Here is a 22,394-nt window from a genome sequence, read left to right as displayed (position 1 = left end):
AGGAGCGCAGCACACGTGGCCGTCAACCTCGCCACCATCGAGTCCGTCACGAAGGTCTACGGCACCCGGGCCCTTCTGGACGGGGTCAGCCTCGGCGTCAGTGAGGGGGACCGGATCGGCGTCGTCGGACGCAACGGCGACGGCAAGACCACCCTGATCCGGATGCTCGCCAAGCTGGAGGAGCCGGACGGCGGCCGGATCACCCACTCCGGCGGACTGCAGCTGGCCGTCCTCACCCAGCACGACTCGCTCGACCCCGAAGCCACCATCCGGCACGAGGTGATCGCCGACCGCGCCGACCACGAGTGGCTCGGCGACGCGCGCATCCGCGACATCATCGAAGGCCTCTTCGGCGGCCTCGACCTGCCCGGCTTCGCCGACGGCCTGGACACCGTCATCGGCCCCCTCTCCGGCGGCGAGCGCCGCCGGATCGCCCTCGCCAAGTTGCTGCTCGGCTCGCCCGACCTGATCGTCCTGGACGAGCCCACCAACCACCTCGACGTCGAGGGCATCGCCTGGCTCGCCAAGCACCTCCAGAACCGCCGCTCCGCCCTCGTCTGCGTCACCCACGACCGGTGGTTCCTCGACCAGGTCTGCACCCGGATGTGGGACGTCCAGCACGGCGCCGTGCACGAGTACGAGGGCGGCTACTCCGACTACGTCTTCGCCCGCGCCGAGCGCACCCGGATCGAGGCCACCGAGGAGCAGAAGCGCCAGAACCTGGCCCGCAAGGAGCTCGCCTGGCTGCGCCGCGGCGCCCCGGCCCGTACCTCGAAGCCGCGCTACCGCATCGAGGCCGCCAACGCCCTGATCGCCGACGTGCCGGAGGTGCGGGACAAGAGCGAGCTGATGAAGTTCGCCAACGCCCGCCTCGGCCGGACCGTCTTCGAGCTGGAGAACGTCACCGTCACCGCCGGCCCCAAGCTGCTGCTGGAGAACCTCACCTGGCAGCTCGGCCCCGGTGACCGGATCGGCCTGCTCGGCGTCAACGGCGCCGGCAAGACCTCGCTGCTGCGCGCCATGCGCGACGCGTACGCCTCGGAGGGCGACGTGCAGCCCGCGTCCGGCGTGATCAAGGTCGGCAAGACCGTCCGCCTCGCCTACCTCTCCCAGGAGGTCGCCGAACTGGAGCCGGAGACCCGGGTGCTCCAGGCCGTCGAGCAGGTGCGCTCCCGGGTCGACCTCGGCAAGGGCCGGGAGATGAGCGCCGGCCAGCTCTGCGAGCAGTTCGGCTTCGGCAAGGACAAGCAGTGGACCCCGGTCGGCGACCTCTCCGGCGGTGAGCGGCGCCGGCTCCAGCTGCTCCGGCTGCTGATGGACGAGCCGAACGTCCTCTTCCTCGACGAGCCGACCAACGACCTCGACATCGAGACGCTCAACCAGCTGGAGGACCTCCTCGACGGCTGGCCCGGCTCGATGGTCGTCATCAGCCACGACCGCTTCTTCATCGAGCGGACCACGGACGTGGTGCACGCGCTGCTCGGCGACAAGAAGCTGCGGATGCTGCCCAACGGCGTCGACGAGTACCTGGAGCGGCGTGCCCGCATGGCTGCCGCGGCTGCCGCTGCCGCCGCTGCCGCCACCGGGGCCTCGGCCGCCGAGGCCGCGGCGGCCCCCGGGCTGTCGGCCGGGGACGCGCGGGCGGCGAAGAAGGAGATGCAGAAGCTGGAGCGGCAGATCGCCAAGCTGGACGACAAGGAATCCAAGCTCCACACCCAACTCGCGGAGCACGCCGCCGACTTCTCCAAGGTCGCGGAGCTGGACACGCAGCTGCGCGCCGTCCGGGAGGAGAAGGAGGAGCTGGAGATGAGCTGGCTGGAGCTGGCCGAGCAGGTCTGAGCCCGGCCGGCCCCCGACCGTCCTGTCCGCATGGCCCGGCGCCCGGTGCGCCGGGCCATGCGGGCGGGTCGGGCGGACCGTCGGCCTGGTCGGCGGGCGGTGCTCGCGGGCGGCGGCGGGCCCGGGGCGGTGGGGTGGGGATGGCACGGCAGGGCCCTGTGCGTGTCAAGTTCGTACCGATCGCGCTCAGTCGTGCCATGGGCCCTGCCGGGGCGACGGCGGTGGTGGCTACGATGGCCGAGGCAACCGCTGTCCCTCCGTGCGGACCGACGGGTGCATGAGTAAGACTGTATGACCGAGAAGTTGACGGTGTGTTGCGGTGCGGCGGCCTCCGGGCCGCCCCGCACACGGGGGAGAGGTGGATTACGGTGGCAGACGCGCCTGCAGGCGACGGTACGGGGACGGCCAACGGTACGACGGGCGCGGTCAAGCCCGACGAGATGCCGTTCTCGCTCGGTACGGGCCACAGCAACAGCTTGTTCGGCTTCGGCGCCGTGTTCGGCGCGGCCGACACCGTTGTGCGCGCCGTCCAGACGAACGCCAGCGCCTCGGAGCTGGTCTCCGCGTTCGGCAGCAAGAACGTCCAGGTCGAGCTGGACACCCTGACGGCGTTCACGAAGAAGATCGAGGCACTGCTCCAGGCGATGGAGGGTTCGGCGGCAGCGCCGTACAACCTCCAGGAGCAGCGGCTCCAGGCGGACAACTTCGGCAAGAACTTCTCGCAGTCCACCGATCTGACGACGGCCTACCAGCGGGCTCACAACGAGCTCGTGAACATGCACAAGGTCTTCGTGAAGCAGATCGAGGAAATGCAGAAGTCCGTCACGAAGGCGGCGGCCAACTACGCGGGCAACGAGGAGAACACGGCCGCCGCCCAGCAGGCCGTGGCGAAGAACGCGGGCGTCGCGACGCCGGCGGCCGGGCCGAACGGGCCTGGCCCGAAGGTGGGCTTCTGATGTTTGGTCCAGGGGGCAGGACGCTCGGTATGACGGGGAGTGAGTGATGGCAGGCGGAACGAACTTCGAGCCCATGAAGCACGAAGAGCTCAAGGTCATGGTCGACAGCAGCGACCCGTCGAAGGTCCTCGGCCGCGGAAGTCAGCTGCAGGCTGCCGGCCGTGTTCTGAAGGACCTCAGCGGGGCGCTCAAGTCGCACATCGACCAGATCGCCTGGGAGGGCCCGGCCGGCGAGGGCTTCAAGGCGTGGGCCAGCAACTTCCACAAGTCGGCGGCGAAGCTCGCCGACTACTCCACGGGTGTCGGCGACGCCATGCACCAGGCGGGCGAGGCGCTCAGCACGGCCAAGGTCGCCATGCCGAAGCTGCCTCAGGCCGAGATCGACAAGGTCGCCAAGCACAAGAACCAGAACATCCCGTACCTCCCCTCCGACTTCGAGGCCCGGTACGGCGTCGGCTCCACCGTGGACTCCGTCATGAAGCAGGCCAACCCGAACTGGGTGACCGGGGCCGAGGCGGCCGAGGCGGAGAAGAAGGTCAAGCAGGAGCACCAGGAAGCCGTCAACCAGATGGTGAAGCTGGCGCAGGCCTACGAGGCGGTGACCACCAAGCTGAACTCGCTCGAGACGCCGGAGGAGCTGAAGCCGCCAGGTGAGGGTGGCGATCGAGACTCCTCGTCGGACCACTCGATTGGTGGTGGCGGCGGCACCGGCTCCGGTGGCACCGGCCGCAACCCGCACGGCGGAGTCGGTGGCGGTGGCGGCGGCAGCTACAGTCCGCCCGGTGGTGGCGGTGGTGGTGGCGGTTCGGTGACGCCGCGTCCGCCCGTGCCGGTCCCGCCGGGTCCGAGCGGACCGGGACACGTCGACCCGATTCCTCCGCGCAACGGTCCGGTGCCGTTGCCGTCGGACCCGGGCGTGCCCGTGCCCACTCCGGCACCGTCGTACCCGCCGGACCGTCCCGGGACCGACCTCAACAGCCTGCCGCCCGCTCCGACCCTGCCCGACCAGACCGGTCCGTTCACACCGGGCGGCCCCGGCCAGCTGCCCCCGAACGGTCCGGGCGGCGGACCGGGCTACCCGAACGGTCCCGGAGGCAACAACAACTTCCCGGGCCCCGGTCCCGTCCCGTTCGGCGGTGGCGGCACCATCCCGCCCAAGGTCACCGGTCCGAGCCCGAGCCGGACGAGCACCTTCGGCGGTGGCAACCTGCCGGCCAAGAACGGCAACCCGGGTGTCCCGAGCGGTGGAACGGTCTTCGGCCGCGACGGCCAGGCGGGCCGGGCCGGTGGCGGCCCGGGCGGCCCGGGTGGGGGCGGCATGCACCCCGGGGCTGGCGGGGGCCACGGTGGCGGCGCCTCGGGCGGCAGCGTGCGCGGCCGCGGGCTGACCTCGACCGGCGGCGGTACGGTCGGCGGCCGCAAGGGGCCGACTGCGGGTGGCGAGTTCACCCCGGGTGGGACGGGTCTGCGCAACCGGGCCGGCGCGGTCGGGCCCGAGGGCGGGTCGCGTTCGGGCCAGAACGGCATGGCGGGCGGTCCCGGCATGACGGGCGGCGGCGCGGGCAAGAGCGAGCGCGAGCGTCGTCAGCGGGCCGACTACCTGCACGAGGACGAGGAGACCTGGACCAGCGGTACGCCGCAGAGCAATCCGGGCGTGATTGAGTAGGACTGCAGTAGCTGCCCGGTCACTGGGCCCAACCAGTGGCCGGGCAGACCTGTCCGGGGCGCAGTCCTCGGCCGACGGGAGACAACAAGGAGTTGTGATGGGGCGGACGAACGTGCGAGTGCGTGGGCGGATGTTCGCTGCGGCGCTCCTGGCGGCAGGTATGGCTGTGGGCCCCGCAGCGGTTCCGGCAGCTGCGGACGGCTCCATCCGTAAGGACCAGTGGCACCTGGATGCCATGCATGCCCCGGAGATGTGGCAGATCTCGAAGGGCCAGGGGATCACGGTCGCGGTGATCGAGGGCGGGTTCAAGCTGGATCACCCGGATCTCGTGGGACAGTTGCTGCCGGGCAAGGACTTCAGCGGGCTTCCCGGTGGAGTGGGGTCCTACAGCAACGGCCACGGAACGCAGATGGCCAGCCTCATCGCGGGGTCCGGCAAGGGAATGGGGGGCAACGGCGCCTATGGCCTGGCCCCCGGCGCCAAGATTCTGCCGCTGAAGATTCAGAACGGGTCCGATGGCAGCGGTTTGTCCTCGGCCGACTTCCTCGACCAAATCGGCCAGGCCGTCAGCTACGCGGCGGACCAGGGGGCGAAGGTCATCAACATCTCGCAGGGTATTGAGGCCATCAAAACCTCTCCTGACGATGTGGCCAAACTGAACCGCGTCATCGCGAGCGCAACCGCAAAGGGTTCGTTGGTGGTCTCCAGCGTCGGGAACTCGGCCCAACAGGGCAATCCGGTCGAGTACCCCGGCGGCCTGCCCAATGTCGTCGGGGTCGGGGCGGTCGACCGCAATGGGGAAGTGACCTCGGAGTCCGAGCGGGGGCCGCAGGTTGATCTTGTTGCGCCCGGTGCGGAGATGGTCGAGGCCTGCACGGGACAGACCGGCTACTGCGACAGTCATGGCACGTCGGACGCGACCGCGCTGGTCTCCGCCTCGGCGGCGTTGGTGTGGTCCGTCCACCCGGACTGGACCGCCAATCAGGTTCTGCGTGTGCTTATCAGCTCGGCCGGCAAGCCGAGCGATGGGTCAGTCCGAGCCGACAATGTCGGTTTCGGGGCTGTTCGGCCGCGGATCGCGCTGACCGCTCCCGGCGACCCCGGCCCGGCGAATGTGAACCCGATTCCGGAGAAGCCGGCCGAGGCCCCTGCCGCGTCGTCTTCCGCAACGCCTTCCACGTCGCCGTCTGCGGCGGTGTCCTCCCCGGCGTCGGCTGTGGCGAGTCCGGCCCCGGCCGGCGCGCCGGCGGCGTCGCCGGTCGCGCAGCCTGTGGCCGCGAGGGATTCCGGCAGTTCCCTGCCTGTCGTGGCGGCGGCGGCGGTGGTCGGTGGGCTGGTGCTGGTGGCGGGTGTGGTGTTCTTCGTGCTGCGGAGGCGGTCGGCACCCTCCCGGGAGGGTGCGGTCGTGCCGCAGATGCCGCAGCAGACCGGGCCCGGTGTTCCGCCCGCGCCGCCCGCGTACGAGCCGCCGGCTCCGCCGAGTGACAATCCGTACGCGCGGTAGTCAGAAGAGTGAGGCAACTGCCCGGCCGCATGGTGTGAACCCGGTGGCCGGGCAGCGTTGTTCGGGAGATGAATGACAAGCCGGATCGATGGGGCAGGGCTGGGGGGCTCGCGAGCGGGCTGCTGGCCGGGCCGGTAGTGGCGCCGGCAGTTGCGGCGGACTCGATCCGTGACAATCAGCGGCACCTTGACGCCATACACGCGCCGGAGATGTGGAACGTCAGCAAGGGCCGAGGCATCACGGGTCGCCGTGATCGATAGCGGCTTCAAGCTGGACCACCCCGACCTGGTCGGGCAGTTGCTGCCGAGGAATGGTTCAGCGGGCTGCCCGGCGAGCCCAGTACACGCCCGCCCGGATTGTCGACCGCCGGCCCTCGTGGCTACTTCAGCAGCGCTCGTAACCGCCTCTGAGCACGTAGAATTTTCGTGGCCATACCGGCCTGGAGATGGGGGGTTCGTGAGCGAAACGGAGCGTCAGTTGCCGCCACTTCGGGCGGGGCGGCAGCCGGCTGGTGTTGCGTTGCTGAAGTTCTTGGATGATCCCAGGGCTCCCCGCATTTGTGTTGTTTCCGGGCCGTCGGGCATCGGGAAGTCTCACTTGCTGACCTGGTTGGTGGCTGCCTGCAGTGGTTCCGGTAGTCCGGCTGGTCGGCGGCCGGACGCTGCGTTCTCGTTGGCGGGGATGACGGCGGATGCGGCGGTCTGGCGGTTGGCCGCTCGGTTGGGGGTGTACGCGCGTACGGCCTCGGATCTTGTCCGGGCGCTGCAGGACGGCGGCCGTCCGAAGCTGCTGCTCCTGTGGGACCTCGGTCGCTCGGCCGAACCGGAGGCCATTGCGGTGCGGGTGCTGGGCCGTCTGCTGGATGTGCCAGGGCTGCGGGTGGTGGCCGAGGGCGGAGGTGGTGAGGGGGACACCATCCAGGGGGCCGCCGTTCTGGCCTTGGACGAACCCCGGTGGACCGACCCTGTACGGTTCTCGGCCTGGTACGAGAAGCGGCGGGGTGCTTCACCATTCAACGCTTCCGATGTCTACCCCAGCCCGGGCCTGGCCCTGCTTGCTGCGGCGGTTCCGGCTGAGGTGTCCGGGCAGGCGGCAAAGGGGGTGCATGCCGCGTGGTGGGCCGCTGCGGGAGACGACGCGCGAGTAGCACTTGCCGCTCTCGCCGGTGCGGAACAGCCGCTGAACTTGGCGCAGTGGTCGGCCATCGCGGGTGTCGAGGCTGTCGAGACCGCGGCTCGGCTACTTCCTCCCGATTCCATGGCGGGCGGGACGTGGTGGCTACCGGCGGGGCCGCTGCGGGACACGGTCACGGCCGATGCCGACCCTGTCGACCCGGCTGAACTAACGCGTGCCCTGGCCGGAGCCGTTCCCCGTCTTTCCAACCGCTCTCCCGACTTCACGCGTGCCGACCCAGCAGAGCTGGCACTTGTTCTGCGCCAGGCACTTCGCGCAGGTCTGGCAGACGAGGTGCTCGAGGACGTTGAGTTGCTCGCTCACGCCGACCCGATCGCGGTCACCACCGCGCTCGCTGTTCATCCGAACGTCCAGATCGCCAAAGCCTGGAGCCTTGCCGGCCCCGCGCTGATCGACGAGCCCGACCCCGCAGTTCGGGCCATCGTCCTCCTGGCGCGGCGTCCACGGGACGTGAGCGGGGGCGAGCTGCCGCTCAAGGGAGCCGTCGACTGGACGGTTGAGCAGACCCTCTGGTTCCAGGCAGGCGATTCGCCTGTACGTGCTGGCATGCTGGCCCAGAGACCACATGGCGGCGATATCGTGCTGGTCACCGATGACGGCACCCTGAAGGCCGTTGAGTTGGCGTCCGGGAAGCAGTTTTCGGTGCCAGGTTGTCCGCTTGCGACTCCAGTACTGACAGTGGGGCTTCAAGGCCTGCCCGATGGCACGCCTGCGGCTCTCGGCTCGAACGGCCAGCCCTACCTCCTCGCCGGCAGCTCCCTGCCCGCCTTCCCCGTGCCGAGGGTGGGCCACCTGACCGCGATCGGCCCGCTGGGCGCCGCCGGTGACAGCACCGGCCGGGTGTACTGGCCGGCGGGTGCGGTGGACGAGGTGCTGCACATCGGGCCGGTCACGGCGCTGGCCATAACGCCCCCCGACGCCGCTGGTGAAGGGCTCCTGGTCAGCGGGGGTGCCGACGGCCGGGTCCGCTCCTGGGAGCCCGGTTCGGGAACGCCGCCCGGGGTCGTTGACCAGAGGCAGTGCCCGGTCGCGGGCGTCGCAGTCGGCGGCAGCACGTACGGCTTGGTCATCGCCATGGCCTGGAACGACGGACTCGTCCGCGTCCGCAGGCCTCAGACCGGGCAGGTTGTCGACGTCAGATTCGGCTCACCGGTTCGATCCGTCTTGGTCGATGCCTCTGGGAGGGTCATTCTGGTGCTTCCGGAGGGGGTGCTCAGCATTCTGCTCAGCACCCCGCCGGCCTGGCAGGATGGGGACGACGCCCGGATCCCTGCCGAGGCCGCCCTGTGCAGGTTGGCGTCCGGCGAGGGGAACCCGTCCGAGCTGCTGGCGGCGCTGCTGGACGCTGAACTGCTGGTGTGCCCCGACGCCGAGACCGGTGTGCTGCTGGTAACGACCGGGGGAAATGGCAAGGACGGCGTGGACGCATGTACCTCACAGGGGCATGTTCCGAGACACTGGGCCGGCGTCGTTCGGATGTCAGGCCGTGACCTTGCCGCTACGTTCGAAGGGCTGGACCTGCGGCTCAACCCCGCAAGTCCGACCTCCCTCGCCTTCCCTCTCCGTGATCTCCGGCGGGCCGCTGGGAGTCCACGTACCCCGACCTGAGGAACACTGGCCTCCCGTGGTGGCCCCTGCTGATCTCTGGGGCCACCACCACGTGCGCGTAGAACTCAGCGACCTCGGCCGCGAGGCATCTCGGGCTGCGCGGGCGGCTCCCACCCTTCGCGCGCCTTCACGCGCAGTTCGACGACACTCGCCGCCTTCGCCCGCGAACCGGACACGACCTGTCCGGACCATCCACCTTCGGTGTCTGCAGACAACTCGGCCAGAGCCTGCGACGGCAGCAGCCCACGGGCTTTGGCCTCACGCAGCTTTCCGTACCAGTACCTGCTGCCGTTCATCGCGATAGCACCGGCAGCGAGCCGACCCTCCCAGCCTGCGGCGTCGTCAGCGTCACAGGCCCACAGGTAGCCAAGGATCCCGTCGCCCTGGTTGGCGACCGCCACGTACTCGACGGGCTTGTCCGTCTGGAAGACGAAATCGACTGGCCCGCCCTCCACCAGTCGCATTTGCATGTCCTCCCCGAGGAGGCGACTTCCTTCGTTCTCACTCATCGACCATTTCCCTTCATCAGGGGAGAACCTCCCCATAGATGTGCCATTTGCCGTCATTGCCGAAGATGACACTATCGGCCCGCCACTGCATCCCCCGTCCGAGCAGCACCTCGCGCTCGTCCATCCCCTTGCAGACCGAGATGTCTTCCACCCACAGCGCCGGAGTCCCCTGGGGGACTTTCAGGTGGAGGACTGCCTCCTTGCTCTGAAAGCCGGAGGCGGGACCGCCGAGCGATGTGGATGTATACGAGTCCTCGGTGAACACTTTTCCGACCATGCTCGGGGCATCTCCGGGAATATGAAAGAGATCTTGCCTCCGACTGAGCATAATATCCTCCGGTAGAGGATGACCAGCCAGAGCACTGTCAATGTCTTTGACATACTGGAGAAGCCCTGGGGTCTCCTTCACGCTTCCACGCAAGTAGCCATTGATCTCATTATATGTCGACCCTGTATAGTCAACGACGGATTTCAGCTCATTCGGGGGCAGCTCGGAAACATATTTGTTCCAATAATCGTCGCCGTACTTCATGGCTTCGCCATTGTCGGCGAATGTTTTTGCGCCCTGCGAAACCTCGGCCTCAGCGGCCTTCATCTCTTCCGCGGGTGTCAATGGCTGGGGGCTGTGCGGCTTCGGCGGCTCCCCATCACCACTGGAGGTGCCACCCTCGGCTTCCTTGGCAGGTGTGTGATCACCGGAATGGCCGGGTGCAGGTTCCGAAGCGCCGTCACTGGATGATGTCTCGGGCACGTGACCAGAAGTGTCCCCACCAGGATTGTGCGGCGTGGGTTGCGCAGTGGTATCGCCACCGTGGGCGGTGCCAGGGCCTTCGGCCGACTTCACCGACGGGTGTGCGCCGTTGGGCTCCACTGACGCCGGTGCGGGTTCAGGGTGCGGGGCCGACGAGGGGTGCGGTGCGGGCTGAACAGGGTGCGGGACCTGCTGCGACGGGACGGACTTGGGGGTGCCGGCCGCCACATCAGCCGTTTCCTGGACAGGACTCTTGAGGGTCCAGCCTTCAGGCAGGCCGGCCGGGTTGGTCGGTGACGGAACCACCGGCTTCGCCGCGGCCTTCTCCGCCGCTTCCTGTAGGGCTTTCTCGGCAGCTTCCTTGGAGGCTTTGTCCGCTGCCTCCTTCGCCGCCTTCTCGGCGGCCTGCTTCACCGACTTCTCTGCTGCCTCTTTCGCGGCCTTCTCCGCTGCTTCCTGGGCCGCCTTCTTGGCGGCGTTCTCGGCGACGGCGGCGGCTTCGCGTTCGGCGAGGGTGGCGGCGGTGCCGCCGCCTCCGGTGCCCGCGCCGATGAGGAAGTTGCCGACGAGTTTGCCGCTCGCCTCGGAGGGGTCGTTGCCCCAGCCGCTGCCGACCAGGCCCTTGAGGAGGTCGACGGGGTGGTCGCCGGCCTGGATCAGCCCGGCGGTGGTGGTGGAGAGGCCGTCGAGGTACTGGGCGGGGTGGGACAGGTTGTACGGGTCCATGGGGTTCAGGGAGCGACCGAGCTTGATCAGGTCGGTACCGCTCTTGACCAGACCGCCGTAGAAATGCTCGTACGCCACCGGTACGGCCATCAGGCCGTCCTTGACCTCGGCCTTGAGGATCTGCATCTTGCTCGGCATCGCCGGCGCCGACGCAACCAGGGCCGCGATCGCGTCGGCCGCGGTGCGCGCGGCGGAGTCCCGCTGGGTGCGGGCCGTGTCCAGCTTCTCCTCGGCGTGCCGGAAGTCGGCCTCGGCCGGGTTCTTGAACTCGCCCGGCTTGGCCGGCGGGGTCGCCGGACGCTGGTCGGCGGGCGTGGAGTTGTAGGCCTTGACCCGAAGGTCGTAGGTGAGCGCGTCGTCGATCGCGGACTTCATCGCCGCGTCCGACTTCTTCTTCGCCTCCTTCCACAACCGCGCCGCTTCCGCGGCCTCGCCCTGCGCCCAGGTGACGGTGTGCGCGAACGTCTCCAGCGCGGCGGCGGCCTTGCCGCAGGCGTCCGCGGCGCTCAGCCACTGCTTGGGCTGCGGATCGAACGCCTTCTGGAAGGCCTCCGCGGCCTCGCCGGTCCAGTGCTCGTGGTCGAGTTTGGCCAGGCCTGTGCCGGTCTTCTCGAACGCGTCGTGGAACTTCTTCAGGTGCCCGGCGACCGCGTTGAGTTTCTTCGCATCACCGTGGACCAGCTCCTTCGGATCATCAGTCTGGTCGAGCCCCCGCTCGCCGACCTTCAGCCCGGCCCCGTCCGCGACATCGTCGCCCCACCCGTTGACCTTCTGCGCCGCGCCGTGCAGTCCGGCCTCGTCCAGGGCGCCGCCCACCAGGTGGGAGCCCTTCTGGATGGCCTTCCCGCCGGCTTTGACGCCCGAGTCGACGACGGCCTCGGTCACATCGACCAGGTCGGTGATGCTGAAGTGCAGGCCCATCAGTGGTCACCCGCCGCGGCCTCGGCGATCTTCTTGTTGATCCCGAACGGGCCCTCCAGCTTCTCCTTCCCGACGTCCTTCCACGTCTTCCCGATGTTGTCGAAGGCCTTGTCCGCGGACTCCTGCGAGAAGTCGGGGTTGGTGAGCTGGGTGTAGGGGTTGTCGCCCAGGATCGCGTCCCAGGACTTGCCCTCGATCTGCTCCTCGGTCTGGTGCGGGTTGCCGATGTTCGCCGCGACGACGTCCTTCAGCAGGCCGCTGCCGTACTTCTCCTGCTCGTGGTAGTAACCCGCCGACAGGCCGAGCTTCCCGGCGATGTCCGTGCCCTCCTGCACCAGCACCCGCACCCCCCACGACCAGCGCTCGCAGAAGTCGGTGAACACCGCCTGCAGGTCCGGGTGCCCGGCCTCCATGCCCGTCAGCTCCAGCTCCGAGAACCCGCGCCCGGACTCCGCGAGACCGGCGATCCCCAGCCCCTGCAACTCGGCGATCGCCCCGTTGATGCCCTCCTCCGCCAGCTTCAGCGCCTCAGGATCAACCCCGAACCCCGACCCCGCCATGTCACCCCTCCCCCGTCGTCACCATCGGCCCGTCCAGGGCGACTTCGTCCGGCACGATCCCGCGCATCGGCGGGAACAGCATCGGCTCCGCCCCCGCCACGTCCAACGCCACCCCGCCCGCGACCCCCAGCCCCGGCACCGCCACCTCCAGCAGCCGCGAACCCAGCACCGTCAGATACGGCAACCCCTCCACCGGCACGTCCTTCAGCCGCGCGAACGCCGCCAGCTCCTCCTCCGACGTGAACGCGAAGATCCACCGCAGACCACCCTCATCCGCCGTCCACAGCCCCTCATCCCCCCACCGTGGCACCAACAGCACACTCAACCGGAACTGCGCCACCATCAGAGCAGGATCACCCACCCCCGCCCGCAGCATCCGCACCTGATGCACCAGACCCGCGTTACGCACCGTCACCCCCAAACTCAAAGCAGTCAGCGTATCGCAGGCATGTACACCAACTACGAGCCATCGGCCGGGATGTGCCATGGGCAACCGGGCCTCAAGCGCCCAAGAGCATCCCACCTTGCGACCCGGGGTCCGTGCCATGGCCGTGCGTCGGGAGGCGTGCAGTGCGGGGGTGTGCGCCGGTGTCACCCGGGTGGGTGCTGTCGCGGGGGCGAGCGGGTCGCCAGGGTGGCGGTATGGATACGCAGGACGCCCGGCGGGCGGCGCAGTTGCGGAGGGCCGCAGCGGCGGCGCTGATCGGCACGGCGATCGAGTTCTACGACTTCTTCATCTACGGGACGGCGGCCGCGCTGGTCTTCGGGCCGGTGTTCTTTCCCGGACTGGGCACCGTGGGGGCGCTGTTGGCGTCGTTCTCGGTGTACGCGGTGGCGTTTCTGGCGCGGCCGCTGGGGGCGGTGGTGTTCGGTCACTTCGGGGACAGGTTGGGCCGGAAGGCGACGCTGGTGGTGTCGCTGCTGCTGATGGGGTTGTCGACGGCGGCGGTGGGGGCGCTGCCGGGGTACGGGGTGTGGGGGTGGTGGTCGCCTGTGGCGCTGGTGGTGCTGCGGGTGTGCCAGGGGCTCGGGCTGGGCGGGGAGTGGGGCGGGGCGGCGCTGCTGATCGCGGAGAACGCGCCGGCCGGGCGGCGCGGGCGGTACGGGGCGTTTCTGCAGCTCGGCCCGACGATCGGGTTCGTGCTGGCGAACGGGGTGTTCCTGGCGCTGCAACTGGCCCTGGACGAGCGGGCGTTCCACGGGTGGGGCTGGCGGGTGCCGTTCCTGGCGTCGCTGGCGATGGTGGCGGTGGGGCTGTTCGTGCGGCTGCGGATCGAGGAGACGCCGCTGTTCGCGGCGGAGGCCGGGCGGGTGCGGGAGCGACCGCCGGTGGTGGAGGTGCTGCGCGGGCATTGGCGGACGGTGCTGGTCGGCTGCGGCGTGATCACCGTGGGGTACGCGATGTTCTACCTGACCACCACGTACGCGCTGGCGTACGCGACGACCGGGCTGGGGGTGTCGAGCACGCTGGTGCTGTCGATGCTGCTGGCGGGCGGGGTGGCGATGGGCGGAACGGTCTGGGTGAGTGCCCGGCGCAGTGACGGGTGGGGGCGGCGGCGGACGTTGCAGGGGGCGACGGGACTGGCGTTGCTCTGGTCGCCGTTGTTGTTCCCGCTGTTGGAGACGGTGCGCCGGCCGCTGATGTTCCTGGCCCTGGCGGGGGCGATGGTGGTGCTGGGGTGTCTGCTCGGGCCGGTGGCGGCGTATCTGCCGGAGCTCTTCCCGACCCGGGTGCGGTACACGGGGGCCGCGCTGACGTACAACCTGGGCGGGGTGGTGGGCGGGGCGACCACGCCGTTGATCGCGGCCAGGCTGACCGACGTGTACGGCACGGCGGAGCCGGTCGGCTGGTACCTGGCGGTGCTGGGGCTGGTGGCGCTGGGCTGCCTGCGGTTGCTGCCGGAGACCAGCGGTACGGATCTGGCGGTGGCCGGGGCGGACGGCGGACGCCGCCGGGCGCCCGTGTTGGGGGCGGATCCGGCGGCGTAGCCCGCGGGGAGCGGGTGCGGGTCAGACGGCCTGGGCGGCGCGGCCGGCCAGCAGGGTCGCGGTGTGCTTGGCGACCCGCCCGCCGAGGTGCTCGGCGGTGGCGATGTCGGCCTTGTGCACGGTGTCGGGGCCGCCGTCGGAGGGGGTGGAGGCGGCGGCGCCGGAGAAGAAGCCGAGGCGGTTGAGGTCGTTCTCGGTGGCGGTGGTGGAGTTCCAGCCGGGCTTGAGGCCCAGGTTGACCCAGTTCATGCCGTGCTGGGCGGCCAGGGTCTGGAAGAAGCCGAGGGTGCCGGCCTTGTCGCCGCTCTTGGAGGCGGAGTTGGTGAAGCCTGCGGCGACCTTGTCCAGCCAGGCGTCGCCGAACCAGCGCTTGCTGCTGGCCTCGGCGAAGGTGTGGAAGGCGCCGGAGGCGGTGCCCATGTAGGTGGGCGAGCCGAAGATGATCGCGTCCGCGGCGTCGAGCCGGGCCCACTGCTCGTCGGTGATGGTGTCGACGGCGACGGAGACGACCTCGGCTCCGGTGGCGGCGGCTCCGCGGGCGACGGCCTCGGCTATCACGGCGGTGTGGCCGTAGCCGGAGTGATAGGCGATGGCGACGGTCGGGCGGATTGCGGTCATGGCGGGTGCTCCTCGCGGAAGGTGGAAGGAAGGGCCCAGGGGGCGGGGTGAAACGGCGGGACCAAGGGGCAGGCAGAACCGGGAGGCCCTGCGGCCGCCTTGGTCTCCAATATAGACCAGGTCTCTATTGGTTACCAAGGGCGGATTGGAGACCGCCCGCTACCCTGGAGCTATGACGACGAAGGAAGAGGCCGCGGCCGGGCCCGACCAGGCCCAGAGCCGGGATGTCTTCGCCCGGCTCTGTCCGAGCAGGGACGTGTTCGCCGAGCTGGCGGACAAGTGGTCGCTGCTGATCCTCATGGGCCTCGACCAGTGCGGTCCGCAGCGGTTCTCCGAGCTGCAGCGCGCGGTGGGCGGGGTCAGCCGGAAGATGCTCACCCAGTCGTTGCGCTCGCTGGAGCGGAACGGGCTGGTGCGGCGCACCGTTCACCCGGAGACGCCGCCGCGGGTGGTCTACGACCTGCTGCCGCTCGGCCGGGAGCTCGCCGAGCTGGTGGCGCCGGTCGGTCGCTGGGCGGAGGCGCGCACCCCCCTGATGATGGCCGCGCGGGAGGGGTTCGACCGCGCGCACACCGAGGGTTGAGGGGCGGAGGCCGGCTCCGGGTTCCGGGGCCGGGGCCGATTTCCCTTCTGGGCCGTCGGCCGTGTAATCTCTTCCTTGTTCGAGCGAGCGAGTGAGCAAGTGAGAACACAAGGTTCAGGCCCCTATAGCTCAGTCGGTAGAGCGTCTCCATGGTAAGGAGAAGGTCTGCGGTTCGATTCCGCATGGGGGCTCAAGTGAAAGACCCTCGCCCAACGGCGAGGGTCTTTTTCGTGTCCGGGTTCGTGCGCCCGGCCGGCCCCGGCGCCGAGGCGGCCTGGCGGCCCGGGCCCGAATGCGCTGTGATGGTGCGTCATCGGCCGCCCGCCCCACCGGGTGCGGGCGCGGGCCGGACCCCGACCGGGAGGGCGTCATGGGCGTTCGACTCGTGGTGGTCGACGACCATCGGCTGCTGGCCGAGGCGCTGGCCACCGCGCTCCAGCTGCGCGGCCACCGGGTGCTCGCTGTCGGCTCGCCGGCCGGCTCCGCCGCCGACCTGGTGGCCGGCCGCCGGCCGGAGATCTGCCTGCTGGGGGTGGCCGGGCCGGGCGAGCCGGGGGCCTTCGACGGGCTGCGCCGGATCCGCCGCGAGCGGCCCGAGGTGGCCGTCATCGTGCTCGGACCGGTCGGCGAACTGCGGGGCGTGGCAGCCGCGTTCGCTGCGGGCGCGGCCGGGTACGTGCCCAGCGACGAGCGGATCGAGGTGGTCGAGCGGGCCATCGCGCGCGCCCGGGCGGGGGAGGCGGCGGTCGCGGTGGACGTCCTGCGCGGCGCCTTCGACCAACTGTTGTGCCCGGCGGCCGAGTCGGACGACGAGGCGGTCCGGCTGATGCGGTTGCTGACCCGCCGTGAGGTCCAGGTGCTGACCCGGATCGCGGACGGCGAGGACACCGCGGCGATCGCGGCCGGGATGCGGATCGCCTCCAGCACGGCCCGGACGCACGTCCAGCGGGTGCTGATGAAGCTCGGCGCGCGGACCCGGCTGGAGGCGGCGGCGGTGGCGGCCCGGACCGGGTTGCTCGAACGGGTGGCGCGCGACTGAGCGGGCTCGCCCCCCGGAACGGGGGAACGGCGCCCGGGGTGAGGGCTTGCTCTCTGGACCGGGGAACGGCTCCCGGAACGACGGCTTGCTCTCCGGGGCGAGGGGACGGCCCCCGGAGCGAGGGCCTGCTCGCCGGGACCGGGGAACGGCGCCCGGAACGAGGGAACGGCGCCCCGGGGCCGGGCGGCGACGACCGGAACAGCCGGTGAACGGCGCCCCGGGCCGGACGGACGCGGTCCGGAGCACTCCCGGTGGCCAGGGAGAATGGCCCCAGTCGTACGTACGTCACCGATGGCCCGCCGAGGCCGCGGACCATCGCCCGCTGGAGGTCGCATCATGAGTAAGTACCTGGTCACGGGTGGTGCCGGATATGTCGGCAGCGTGGTTGCCGCCCACCTGCTGGAGGCGGGGCACCGGGTGACCGTCCTGGACGACCTGTCGACGGGCTTCCGCGAGGGTGTGCCGGCGGGTGCGGAGTTCGTGCAGGGCCGGATCCAGGACGCGGGCACGGTGCTGGACGGCTCCTTCGACGGGGTGCTGCACTTCGCCGCGTCCTCGCAGGTCGGCGAGTCCGTGGTGGACCCGGAGAAGTACTGGCGCAACAACGTGGCCGGCTCGCTGGAGCTGGTGAGCGCGATGCGCGCGGCGGGCGTGCGCAAGCTGGTCTTCTCCTCCACCGCCGCCACCTACGGCGAGCCGGAGGTCGTGCCGATCGCCGAGACCGCCCGTACCGCTCCGACCAACACGTACGGCGCCACCAAGCTCGCCGTCGACCACCTGATCACCAGCGAGGCCGTCGCCCACGGGCTGGCCGCCGTCTCGCTGCGCTACTTCAACGTGGCGGGTGCGTACGGTGTCTACGGCGAGCGGCACGAGCCCGAGTCGCACCTGATCCCGCTGGTCTTCCAGGCCGCTCTGGGGCAGCGCGAGCACATCGCGGTGTACGGCGACGACTACCCGACCCCGGACGGCACCTGCATCCGTGACTACATCCACGTGGCGGACCTGGCCGACGCGCACCTGCTGGCGCTGGACGCGGCCAAGCCGGGCGAGCACCTGATCTGCAACCTGGGCAACGGCAGCGGCTTCTCGGTGCGGGAGGTGATCGAGTCGGTCAAGCGGGTCACCGGCCGGGAGATCCCGGTGCGGACCGTCGGGCGCCGTGCGGGCGACCCGGCCGTGCTGGTGGCCTCCGCCGAGCGCGCCCACCGGACGCTCGGCTGGACGCCGCGCCGCCCGAACCTGGACGACATCGTGGCCGACGCCTGGAAGTTCACCCTGGAGAAGAACGGCCTGTAGGCCGGGCGACCTCGTGAGGCGCCGCCCCCGGCCAGTCCGGGGCCGGCGCCTCACCTGTGCGGCGCCCGGTCCTGGGGTGCCCCGACGCGCTCAGTGGCGCGACCTCATCGGCGGGGCGCCGCGTAGGCGCGCAGAAAGGCCCGGACGCCGGCGACGACGATCTCCTCGGTCTCCGGCCGGGCGAGCGGGTACGCGCCCCAGTACGAACGCTGGGTGACCTCCGTCGCGGTCAGCAGCACGAAGTGCGAGGCGGCCCGCCCAGGGTCGGGCGCCTCCAGCCATCCTTCCTCGGCCAGCTCGGCGAACCGGCGCCCGAGCGCGGCGAACACCCGGCGCGGTCCGGTCTCCTGCCAGGCGTCGAGGGAGGCCTTCGGCAGGTGCCGGGCCTCGGCGTTGATCTGGCGGACCAGTCCGAAGTGGTCCGCGAACTCGGTCAGCGGGGTCATCCAGGCCAGCGCGAACGCGACGAGGTCCGCCTCCAGGTCGGTGACCTTTCCGAGCCGGCGCTCGATGATGTCCAGCTGGACGTCGCCGACCTGCGCCGAGCTCTCCTGGACGACGGTCTGGAAGAGCACTTCCTTGCCGGCGAAGTGGTTGTAGATGGTGCGGGTGGACACCCCGGCCTCCGTCGCGATGGCGTCGATGCTGGCGCGGGTGTAGCCGTCCCGGCCGAAGACCGTGCGGGCGGCCCGGGTGATGGCCTGGCGCTTCTCGGCCAGCCCCCGGCGGGGCCGGTCCGGCGTTTCCTGCCGGCTGGTCACTGGGGGCTCCTTCATGGAGGGTCCTTCGGGACAGTGCAATGACCATTGTACTAGTTGCCATACACGTTGTACTTTACCTGACGGGCCGTCCGATCGGGCGGTGGCCGACACAGCACGTATCCCTGGAGACAGCCATGTCCGAGACCTCGTTCCGCCTCGCCGTCATCATCGCCAGCACCCGCCAGGGCCGCTTCGCGCCCACCGTCGCCGACTGGTTCGTCCGCACCGCCGGGCAGCGCGCCGACCTCGAGCTCGACGTCATAGACCTGGCCGAGCACCCGCTGGCCCACGTGGGTGAGGAGCCCACCGCCGAGCAGGCCGAGCGGCACGCCGCGCTCTCGCCCCGGCTGGCCGCCGCCGACGCCTTCGTGGTGATCACCCCGGAGTACAACCACAGCTTCCCGGCCGCCCTCAAGAACGCGATCGACCTGCACGGCGCCGAATGGCGGGCCAAGCCGGTCGGCTTCGTCTCCTACGGCGGCCTCGGCGGCGGGCTGCGCGCGGTCGAGCAGCTCCGGCTGGTCTTCGCCGAACTGCACGCCGTGAGCGTCCGGGACAGCGTCAGCTTCCACAGCGTCTGGGGCCTCTTCGGCGAGGACGGCGACCCGGTCGACCCGACCATCCCGAACGGTGCCGCCAAGGGCATGCTCGACCAGCTCACCTGGTGGGCGCACGCGCTCCGGGACGCCCGCACCGCCCGCCCCTACGGCGCCTGAACCGCCCCCCCGGGGGGAGCGATGACGAGCACCACCGCCGCGGCGGCCGCCGTACCCGGCGTGCGCACCGCGGCCGTCGCCGCCGTGATGGTCCTCGGCTCGCTGATGACCGTCCTCGACGCCACAATCGTCGACGTCGCCCTCAACCGCCTCTCGGCGGACTTCCACGCGCCGCTGGCCACCACCCAGTGGGTCGCCACCGGCTCCTGACGCTCGCCACCGTCACACCGGTCACCGCCTGGGCGATCGGGCGCTTCGGCGCGCCCGCCCCCGGCATTGCGGACGCCTTCCGGGACACCCGCGGCTGGGCCGTCGCCCTGCTCGCACTCGCCTGCTGCCCGCCCTGCTGCTCTCCCGCCGGGCCGCGGGCGGCAGCGCCGGGAGCGCCAAGTCGCGCCAAGTGCGCACCTCCTGACGAAACTTCACCAAACCCCCACCGAGCCGCCCCCCACCCCGTACGCTGATTTCGGTACCGGTGGGGGTCGGCGCCTCAGGTCCTCCCGGCAACTGGGGGGTGGGCGGCGGACTAGTGCCCAGGTCAAGGCGGTGGAACCGGGCTGTCGCCCCGGGCCCGGCTCGGCCTGAGCAGGGGGGAGTGACGATGGGGCGGATCCGCGTCCTGGTGGTCGACGACCACCGGATCTTCGCCGAGGCCCTGGCCGCGGCGCTCGCCGCCGAGCCCGATGTGGAGGTCGGCGCGGCCGGCAGCGCGGCCGCCGCCGAGCGAGCGCTGGAACGCGCCGGCGTCGAGGGCCGCGCCTTCGACGTGATCCTCATCGACGCCGACCTCGGCGCCGACTCCGTTGCCGCGGGGGCCCGCAGCCCTGTCCGGCCGTCCGCCGACCGCCGCCGCCCGTCGGCCGTCGTGCCCGCACCCCGCCGCCCGGCCGCGGCTCCCGGCCAGGGCGCCGTTCCTCAGCAGGCCCCGCCCGCAGCGCCGCCGTACCCGGCGGCCACGGCGTCCGTGTACCCGGCCGGGCCGCAGTACGGCGCCGCGCCGGTGCCGGACGGCATCACCCTGCTCGCCCGGGTCCGCCGCAACCACCCCACGCTGCGGGCCGTCGTCCTGGCCACCGCCGACGACGCCCACCGCGCCGCCCGCGCGCTGCACGCAGGCGCCACCGGCTGGGTGGCCAAGGAGAGTTCGCTGGCCCGCCTGCTGGCCGTGGTCCGCGGCGTCCTGCGCGACGAGACGCACCTGCCGCCCGCGCTGCTCACCGGCGTGATCCGGGAGCTCACCACCGCCCGGCGGGACCGCACCGAGAGCGAACGCCTGGTCGACACGCTCACCCCGCGCGAGAAGCAGATCCTGCGCTGCATGGTCGCCGGGCTCGGCCGACAGGCCGTCGCCGAGCGCCTCTACCTCTCCCCGCACACCGTGCGGACCCACATGCAGAACGTCCTCGGCAAGCTCGGGGTGCACTCCACCCTGGCCGCCGTCGCGGTCGCGCGCCGGGCGGGCATCAGCCCGTCCGAACCGGCCGCGCCCGCAGCCACGCCGTCCGTCGCCACGACCACAGCTCCCGGCGCCGGCTGATCCGCCCGTAACACCCAGGTACCGGCTCAGTTCCGTCAGGTCAGGGAAATCCGGAGGACAGATGTCGTCGCACAGCACTTCCGCACGCCCGCACACAGCCCAGGACGGCCCGGGAGCGGGCCGGAGCGCACCGCCGACGGGCCTGCGCACCCTGGTGGTCGGCGCCGGCGCGGCCGGCACCGCCCTCGTCCGCGACCTCGGCCGGACACCCGACTTCGGCCTCGCCCCGATCGGCCTGCTCGACGACGACCCGGCCAAGGCCGGCCGGGCCGTGGACGGCGTCCCCGTCCTCGGCACCCTCGCGGAGCTCACCGGACTCGCCGTCCGGCACCACGCCCACGTGGTCGCGCTGGCCATCCCCGGCCTCGCCCCGCAGCGCGTCCGCGCCCTGGCCACCGCCGCCGCCGCGGCCGGTGCAGCCGTCCGCTACCTGCCGTCCTTCCTGGCCGCACTGCGCCGCGAGGTGGTCGGCTCGGACATGCGCAGCCTCGACGTCAACCGGCTGATCGGCCGGCACGAGGTGCACGTGGTCTCCGCCGACGTCCGGGACGTGATCGAGGGCCGGCGGGTGCTGGTGACCGGCGCCGGCGGCTCGATCGGCAGTGAACTCTGCCGCCAGGTCCACGCGTTCAAACCGAGCGCGCTCTACATGCTGGACCACGACGAGTCCAACCTGCACCGGCTCCAGCTGGAGATCTGGGGCGAGGCGCTGCTCACCGACGACTCGCTGGTGATCGCCGACATCCGGGACCGCCCGCGGATCCAGCAGATCTTCCGCGACCTCAAGCCCGAGGTGGTCTTCCACGCCGCCGCCCACAAGCACCTGCCGCTGCTGGAGCGTCACCCCAGCGAGGCGGTCAAGTCCAACGTGCTGGGCACCGACCACCTGGTGGAGGCCGCGCTGGCCACCGGTGTCGAGCGGTTCGTCCTGATCTCCACCGACAAGGCGGCCGACCCGACGTCCGTGCTCGGTGCCAGCAAGCGGCTGGCCGAGCTGATCGTGCAGGCCAACGCCCGGGACGCGCGCAACCTCGGCACCGGGGTGTTCTCGGCGGTCCGCTTCGGCAACGTGCTGGGCTCGCGCGGCTCGCTGCTCTCGGTGCTGGCCGAGCAGCTGCGCAGCGGCGGCCCGGTGACCATCACCCACCCGGACGTGACGCGGTTCTTCATGACCATCGAGGAGGCCGTCGGCCTGGTGCTGGAAGCCGGCCGGATGGCCCACGGCGGCGAGGTGTTCGTGCTGGACATGGGCGAGCCGGTGCGGATCGTCGACCTGGTGCACAACTTCGCCGAGCAGGTGCAGCTCGGCCGGGACGAGGTGGAGATCCGCTACACCGGCCTGCGGGCCGGGGAGAAGCTGAACGAGGCGCTCTTCTCGGAGGGCGAGGAACGGCTGCCCACCGCGCACTCCCGGATCTACGCCACGGTGGCCGAGTCCGCCGCCGGCCCGGAGGACCTCGCGGGCGGGCTGACCGGCCTGTACGAGGCCGCGGTGGGCAACAGCGACGAGGAGGTGCGGCGGCGCCTGGCGGAGCTGCTGCCGGGCTACCGGACGGCGGAGGCGGAGCCGGCGCCGGTGCCCGCGCTCAGCGCCCCCTACCCGGACGGCTTCTAGCGG

At 71.2% G+C, this 22,394-nt stretch carries 19 protein-coding genes and 1 tRNA gene; 14 read left to right on the top strand and 6 right to left on the bottom strand.

Translation table 11 applies throughout. From position 1 onward, the window contains the following. Nucleotides 1-15 precede the first annotated feature (15 nt). The 5 genes from OG286_RS16755 (at nucleotide 16) to OG286_RS16735 (ending at nucleotide 8,767) form a co-directional block, all read left to right on the top strand. Nucleotides 16-1,839, top strand: a complete 1,824-nt coding sequence (locus OG286_RS16755; protein WP_405361106.1) for an ABC-F family ATP-binding cassette domain-containing protein — start codon at nucleotides 16-18, stop codon at nucleotides 1,837-1,839. A 368-nt stretch (nucleotides 1,840-2,207) separates the two neighbouring features. Further along, on the top strand, nucleotides 2,208-2,795 hold the full coding sequence (locus OG286_RS16750; protein ID WP_405361108.1) for a hypothetical protein: 588 nt from the start codon (nucleotides 2,208-2,210) through the stop codon (nucleotides 2,793-2,795). Between the two features lie 73 nt (nucleotides 2,796-2,868). Next, nucleotides 2,869-4,461, top strand: coding sequence for a WXG100 family type VII secretion target (locus OG286_RS16745; RefSeq protein WP_405361110.1), 1,593 nt, complete (start codon nucleotides 2,869-2,871; stop codon nucleotides 4,459-4,461). 97 nt (nucleotides 4,462-4,558) lie between these two features. Then, nucleotides 4,559-5,965, top strand: a complete 1,407-nt coding sequence (locus OG286_RS16740; protein WP_405361112.1) for a S8 family serine peptidase — start codon at nucleotides 4,559-4,561, stop codon at nucleotides 5,963-5,965. A gap of 456 nt (nucleotides 5,966-6,421) precedes the next feature. After that, nucleotides 6,422-8,767, top strand: coding sequence for a hypothetical protein (locus OG286_RS16735; RefSeq protein WP_405365414.1), 2,346 nt, complete (start codon nucleotides 6,422-6,424; stop codon nucleotides 8,765-8,767). 65 nt (nucleotides 8,768-8,832) lie between these two features. On the opposite strand, the gene OG286_RS16730 is transcribed toward OG286_RS16735, so the two are convergent. Genes OG286_RS16730 through OG286_RS16715 form a run of 4 tightly spaced genes read right to left on the bottom strand, consistent with a single transcriptional unit; the run spans nucleotide 8,833 to nucleotide 12,649 of the window. Then, entirely contained in the window at nucleotides 8,833-9,276 is a 444-nt protein-coding gene (locus OG286_RS16730) for a hypothetical protein (protein ID WP_405361124.1), read from the bottom strand. Between the two features lie 16 nt (nucleotides 9,277-9,292). Further along, the gene (locus OG286_RS16725) at nucleotides 9,293-11,674 is read right to left on the bottom strand and encodes a putative T7SS-secreted protein (RefSeq protein WP_405365412.1); all 2,382 of its coding nucleotides are present in this window, start codon (nucleotides 11,672-11,674) and stop codon (nucleotides 9,293-9,295) included. Continuing rightward, nucleotides 11,674-12,234 carry a hypothetical protein gene (locus tag OG286_RS16720; RefSeq protein ID WP_405361128.1) on the bottom strand — a complete coding sequence of 187 codons (561 nt, stop codon included), beginning with the start codon at nucleotides 12,232-12,234 and terminating at the stop codon, nucleotides 11,674-11,676. Before OG286_RS16720 ends, OG286_RS16725 begins: the two co-directional genes overlap by 1 nt. Before the next feature lies 1 nt (nucleotide 12,235). After that, nucleotides 12,236-12,649, bottom strand: a complete 414-nt coding sequence (locus OG286_RS16715; protein WP_405361130.1) for a hypothetical protein — start codon at nucleotides 12,647-12,649, stop codon at nucleotides 12,236-12,238. Between the two features lie 227 nt (nucleotides 12,650-12,876). On the opposite strand from OG286_RS16715, the gene OG286_RS16710 reads away from it, so the two are divergent. After that, nucleotides 12,877-14,223, top strand: coding sequence for an MFS transporter (locus tag OG286_RS16710; protein WP_396325376.1), 1,347 nt, complete (start codon nucleotides 12,877-12,879; stop codon nucleotides 14,221-14,223). Nucleotides 14,224-14,244: 21 nt separating this feature from the next. Here OG286_RS16710 and OG286_RS16705 read toward each other — a convergent pair whose 3' ends face one another. Further along, on the bottom strand, nucleotides 14,245-14,841 hold the full coding sequence (locus OG286_RS16705; protein WP_396325375.1) for a flavodoxin family protein: 597 nt from the start codon (nucleotides 14,839-14,841) through the stop codon (nucleotides 14,245-14,247). 172 nt (nucleotides 14,842-15,013) lie between these two features. Between OG286_RS16705 and OG286_RS16700 the strand changes: the two genes are divergently transcribed. From OG286_RS16700 to galE, 4 genes are all read left to right on the top strand, one after another. Further along, the gene (locus OG286_RS16700) at nucleotides 15,014-15,424 is read left to right on the top strand and encodes a winged helix-turn-helix transcriptional regulator (RefSeq protein ID WP_396325374.1); all 411 of its coding nucleotides are present in this window, start codon (nucleotides 15,014-15,016) and stop codon (nucleotides 15,422-15,424) included. A 118-nt stretch (nucleotides 15,425-15,542) separates the two neighbouring features. Next, nucleotides 15,543-15,615 (top strand) — tRNA-Thr (locus OG286_RS16695). A 179-nt stretch (nucleotides 15,616-15,794) separates the two neighbouring features. Then, a complete protein-coding gene (locus OG286_RS16690; protein ID WP_396325373.1) occupies nucleotides 15,795-16,463 on the top strand; it encodes a LuxR C-terminal-related transcriptional regulator in 669 nt (222 codons plus the stop codon). Nucleotides 16,464-16,799: 336 nt separating this feature from the next. Then, nucleotides 16,800-17,762 (top strand): UDP-glucose 4-epimerase GalE, encoded by a 963-nt coding sequence (gene galE / locus OG286_RS16685; protein ID WP_396325372.1) that lies wholly within the window; start codon nucleotides 16,800-16,802, stop codon nucleotides 17,760-17,762. Between the two features lie 104 nt (nucleotides 17,763-17,866). Here galE and OG286_RS16680 read toward each other — a convergent pair whose 3' ends face one another. Next, entirely contained in the window at nucleotides 17,867-18,523 is a 657-nt protein-coding gene (locus tag OG286_RS16680; RefSeq protein ID WP_396325371.1) for a TetR/AcrR family transcriptional regulator, read from the bottom strand. A gap of 134 nt (nucleotides 18,524-18,657) precedes the next feature. Here OG286_RS16680 and OG286_RS16675 point away from each other — a divergent pair, with 134 nt between their 5' ends. The 4 genes from OG286_RS16675 to OG286_RS16660 all read left to right on the top strand — a co-directional run bounded on the left by OG286_RS16675 (nucleotide 18,658) and on the right by OG286_RS16660 (nucleotide 22,391). Further along, on the top strand, nucleotides 18,658-19,239 hold the full coding sequence (locus OG286_RS16675) for an NADPH-dependent FMN reductase (protein ID WP_396325369.1): 582 nt from the start codon (nucleotides 18,658-18,660) through the stop codon (nucleotides 19,237-19,239). Between the two features lie 21 nt (nucleotides 19,240-19,260). Then, entirely contained in the window at nucleotides 19,261-19,449 is a 189-nt protein-coding gene (locus tag OG286_RS16670; RefSeq protein ID WP_405365410.1) for a hypothetical protein, read from the top strand. A 391-nt stretch (nucleotides 19,450-19,840) separates the two neighbouring features. Beyond that, nucleotides 19,841-20,776 (top strand): LuxR C-terminal-related transcriptional regulator, encoded by a 936-nt coding sequence (locus OG286_RS16665; protein ID WP_396325367.1) that lies wholly within the window; start codon nucleotides 19,841-19,843, stop codon nucleotides 20,774-20,776. Between the two features lie 61 nt (nucleotides 20,777-20,837). Then, nucleotides 20,838-22,391, top strand: coding sequence for a polysaccharide biosynthesis protein (locus OG286_RS16660; RefSeq protein WP_405361136.1), 1,554 nt, complete (start codon nucleotides 20,838-20,840; stop codon nucleotides 22,389-22,391). The last annotated feature ends 3 nt before the right edge of the window (nucleotides 22,392-22,394 follow it).

The sequence above is a fragment of the Kitasatospora sp. NBC_00039 genome (assembly GCF_045160625.1).
Taxonomy (GTDB): Bacteria; Actinomycetota; Actinomycetes; order Streptomycetales; family Streptomycetaceae; genus Kitasatospora.
This window is presented reverse-complemented; position numbering and strand designations above follow the sequence as displayed.

What these genes read in the sequence shown, in the direction of transcription:
- OG286_RS16665 (WP_396325367.1), top strand. Translation starts at nt 19,841, where the DNA reads ATGGGGCGGATCCGCGTCCTGGTGGTCGACGACCACCGGATCTTCGCC.
- OG286_RS16710 (WP_396325376.1), top strand. Translation starts at nt 12,877, where the DNA reads ATGGATACGCAGGACGCCCGGCGGGCGGCGCAGTTGCGGAGGGCCGCA.
- OG286_RS16690 (WP_396325373.1), top strand. Translation starts at nt 15,795, where the DNA reads ATGGGCGTTCGACTCGTGGTGGTCGACGACCATCGGCTGCTGGCCGAG.
- OG286_RS16675 (WP_396325369.1), top strand. Translation starts at nt 18,658, where the DNA reads ATGTCCGAGACCTCGTTCCGCCTCGCCGTCATCATCGCCAGCACCCGC.
- OG286_RS16700 (WP_396325374.1), top strand. Translation starts at nt 15,014, where the DNA reads ATGACGACGAAGGAAGAGGCCGCGGCCGGGCCCGACCAGGCCCAGAGC.
- OG286_RS16730 (WP_405361124.1), bottom strand. Translation starts at nt 9,276, where the DNA reads ATGAGTGAGAACGAAGGAAGTCGCCTCCTCGGGGAGGACATGCAAATG.
- OG286_RS16745 (WP_405361110.1), top strand. Translation starts at nt 2,869, where the DNA reads ATGAAGCACGAAGAGCTCAAGGTCATGGTCGACAGCAGCGACCCGTCG.
- OG286_RS16660 (WP_405361136.1), top strand. Translation starts at nt 20,838, where the DNA reads ATGTCGTCGCACAGCACTTCCGCACGCCCGCACACAGCCCAGGACGGC.
- OG286_RS16705 (WP_396325375.1), bottom strand. Translation starts at nt 14,841, where the DNA reads ATGACCGCAATCCGCCCGACCGTCGCCATCGCCTATCACTCCGGCTAC.
- OG286_RS16740 (WP_405361112.1), top strand. Translation starts at nt 4,559, where the DNA reads ATGGGGCGGACGAACGTGCGAGTGCGTGGGCGGATGTTCGCTGCGGCG.
- OG286_RS16720 (WP_405361128.1), bottom strand. Translation starts at nt 12,234, where the DNA reads ATGGCGGGGTCGGGGTTCGGGGTTGATCCTGAGGCGCTGAAGCTGGCG.
- OG286_RS16670 (WP_405365410.1), top strand. Translation starts at nt 19,261, where the DNA reads ATGACGAGCACCACCGCCGCGGCGGCCGCCGTACCCGGCGTGCGCACC.
- galE (WP_396325372.1), top strand. Translation starts at nt 16,800, where the DNA reads ATGAGTAAGTACCTGGTCACGGGTGGTGCCGGATATGTCGGCAGCGTG.
- OG286_RS16725 (WP_405365412.1), bottom strand. Translation starts at nt 11,674, where the DNA reads ATGGGCCTGCACTTCAGCATCACCGACCTGGTCGATGTGACCGAGGCC.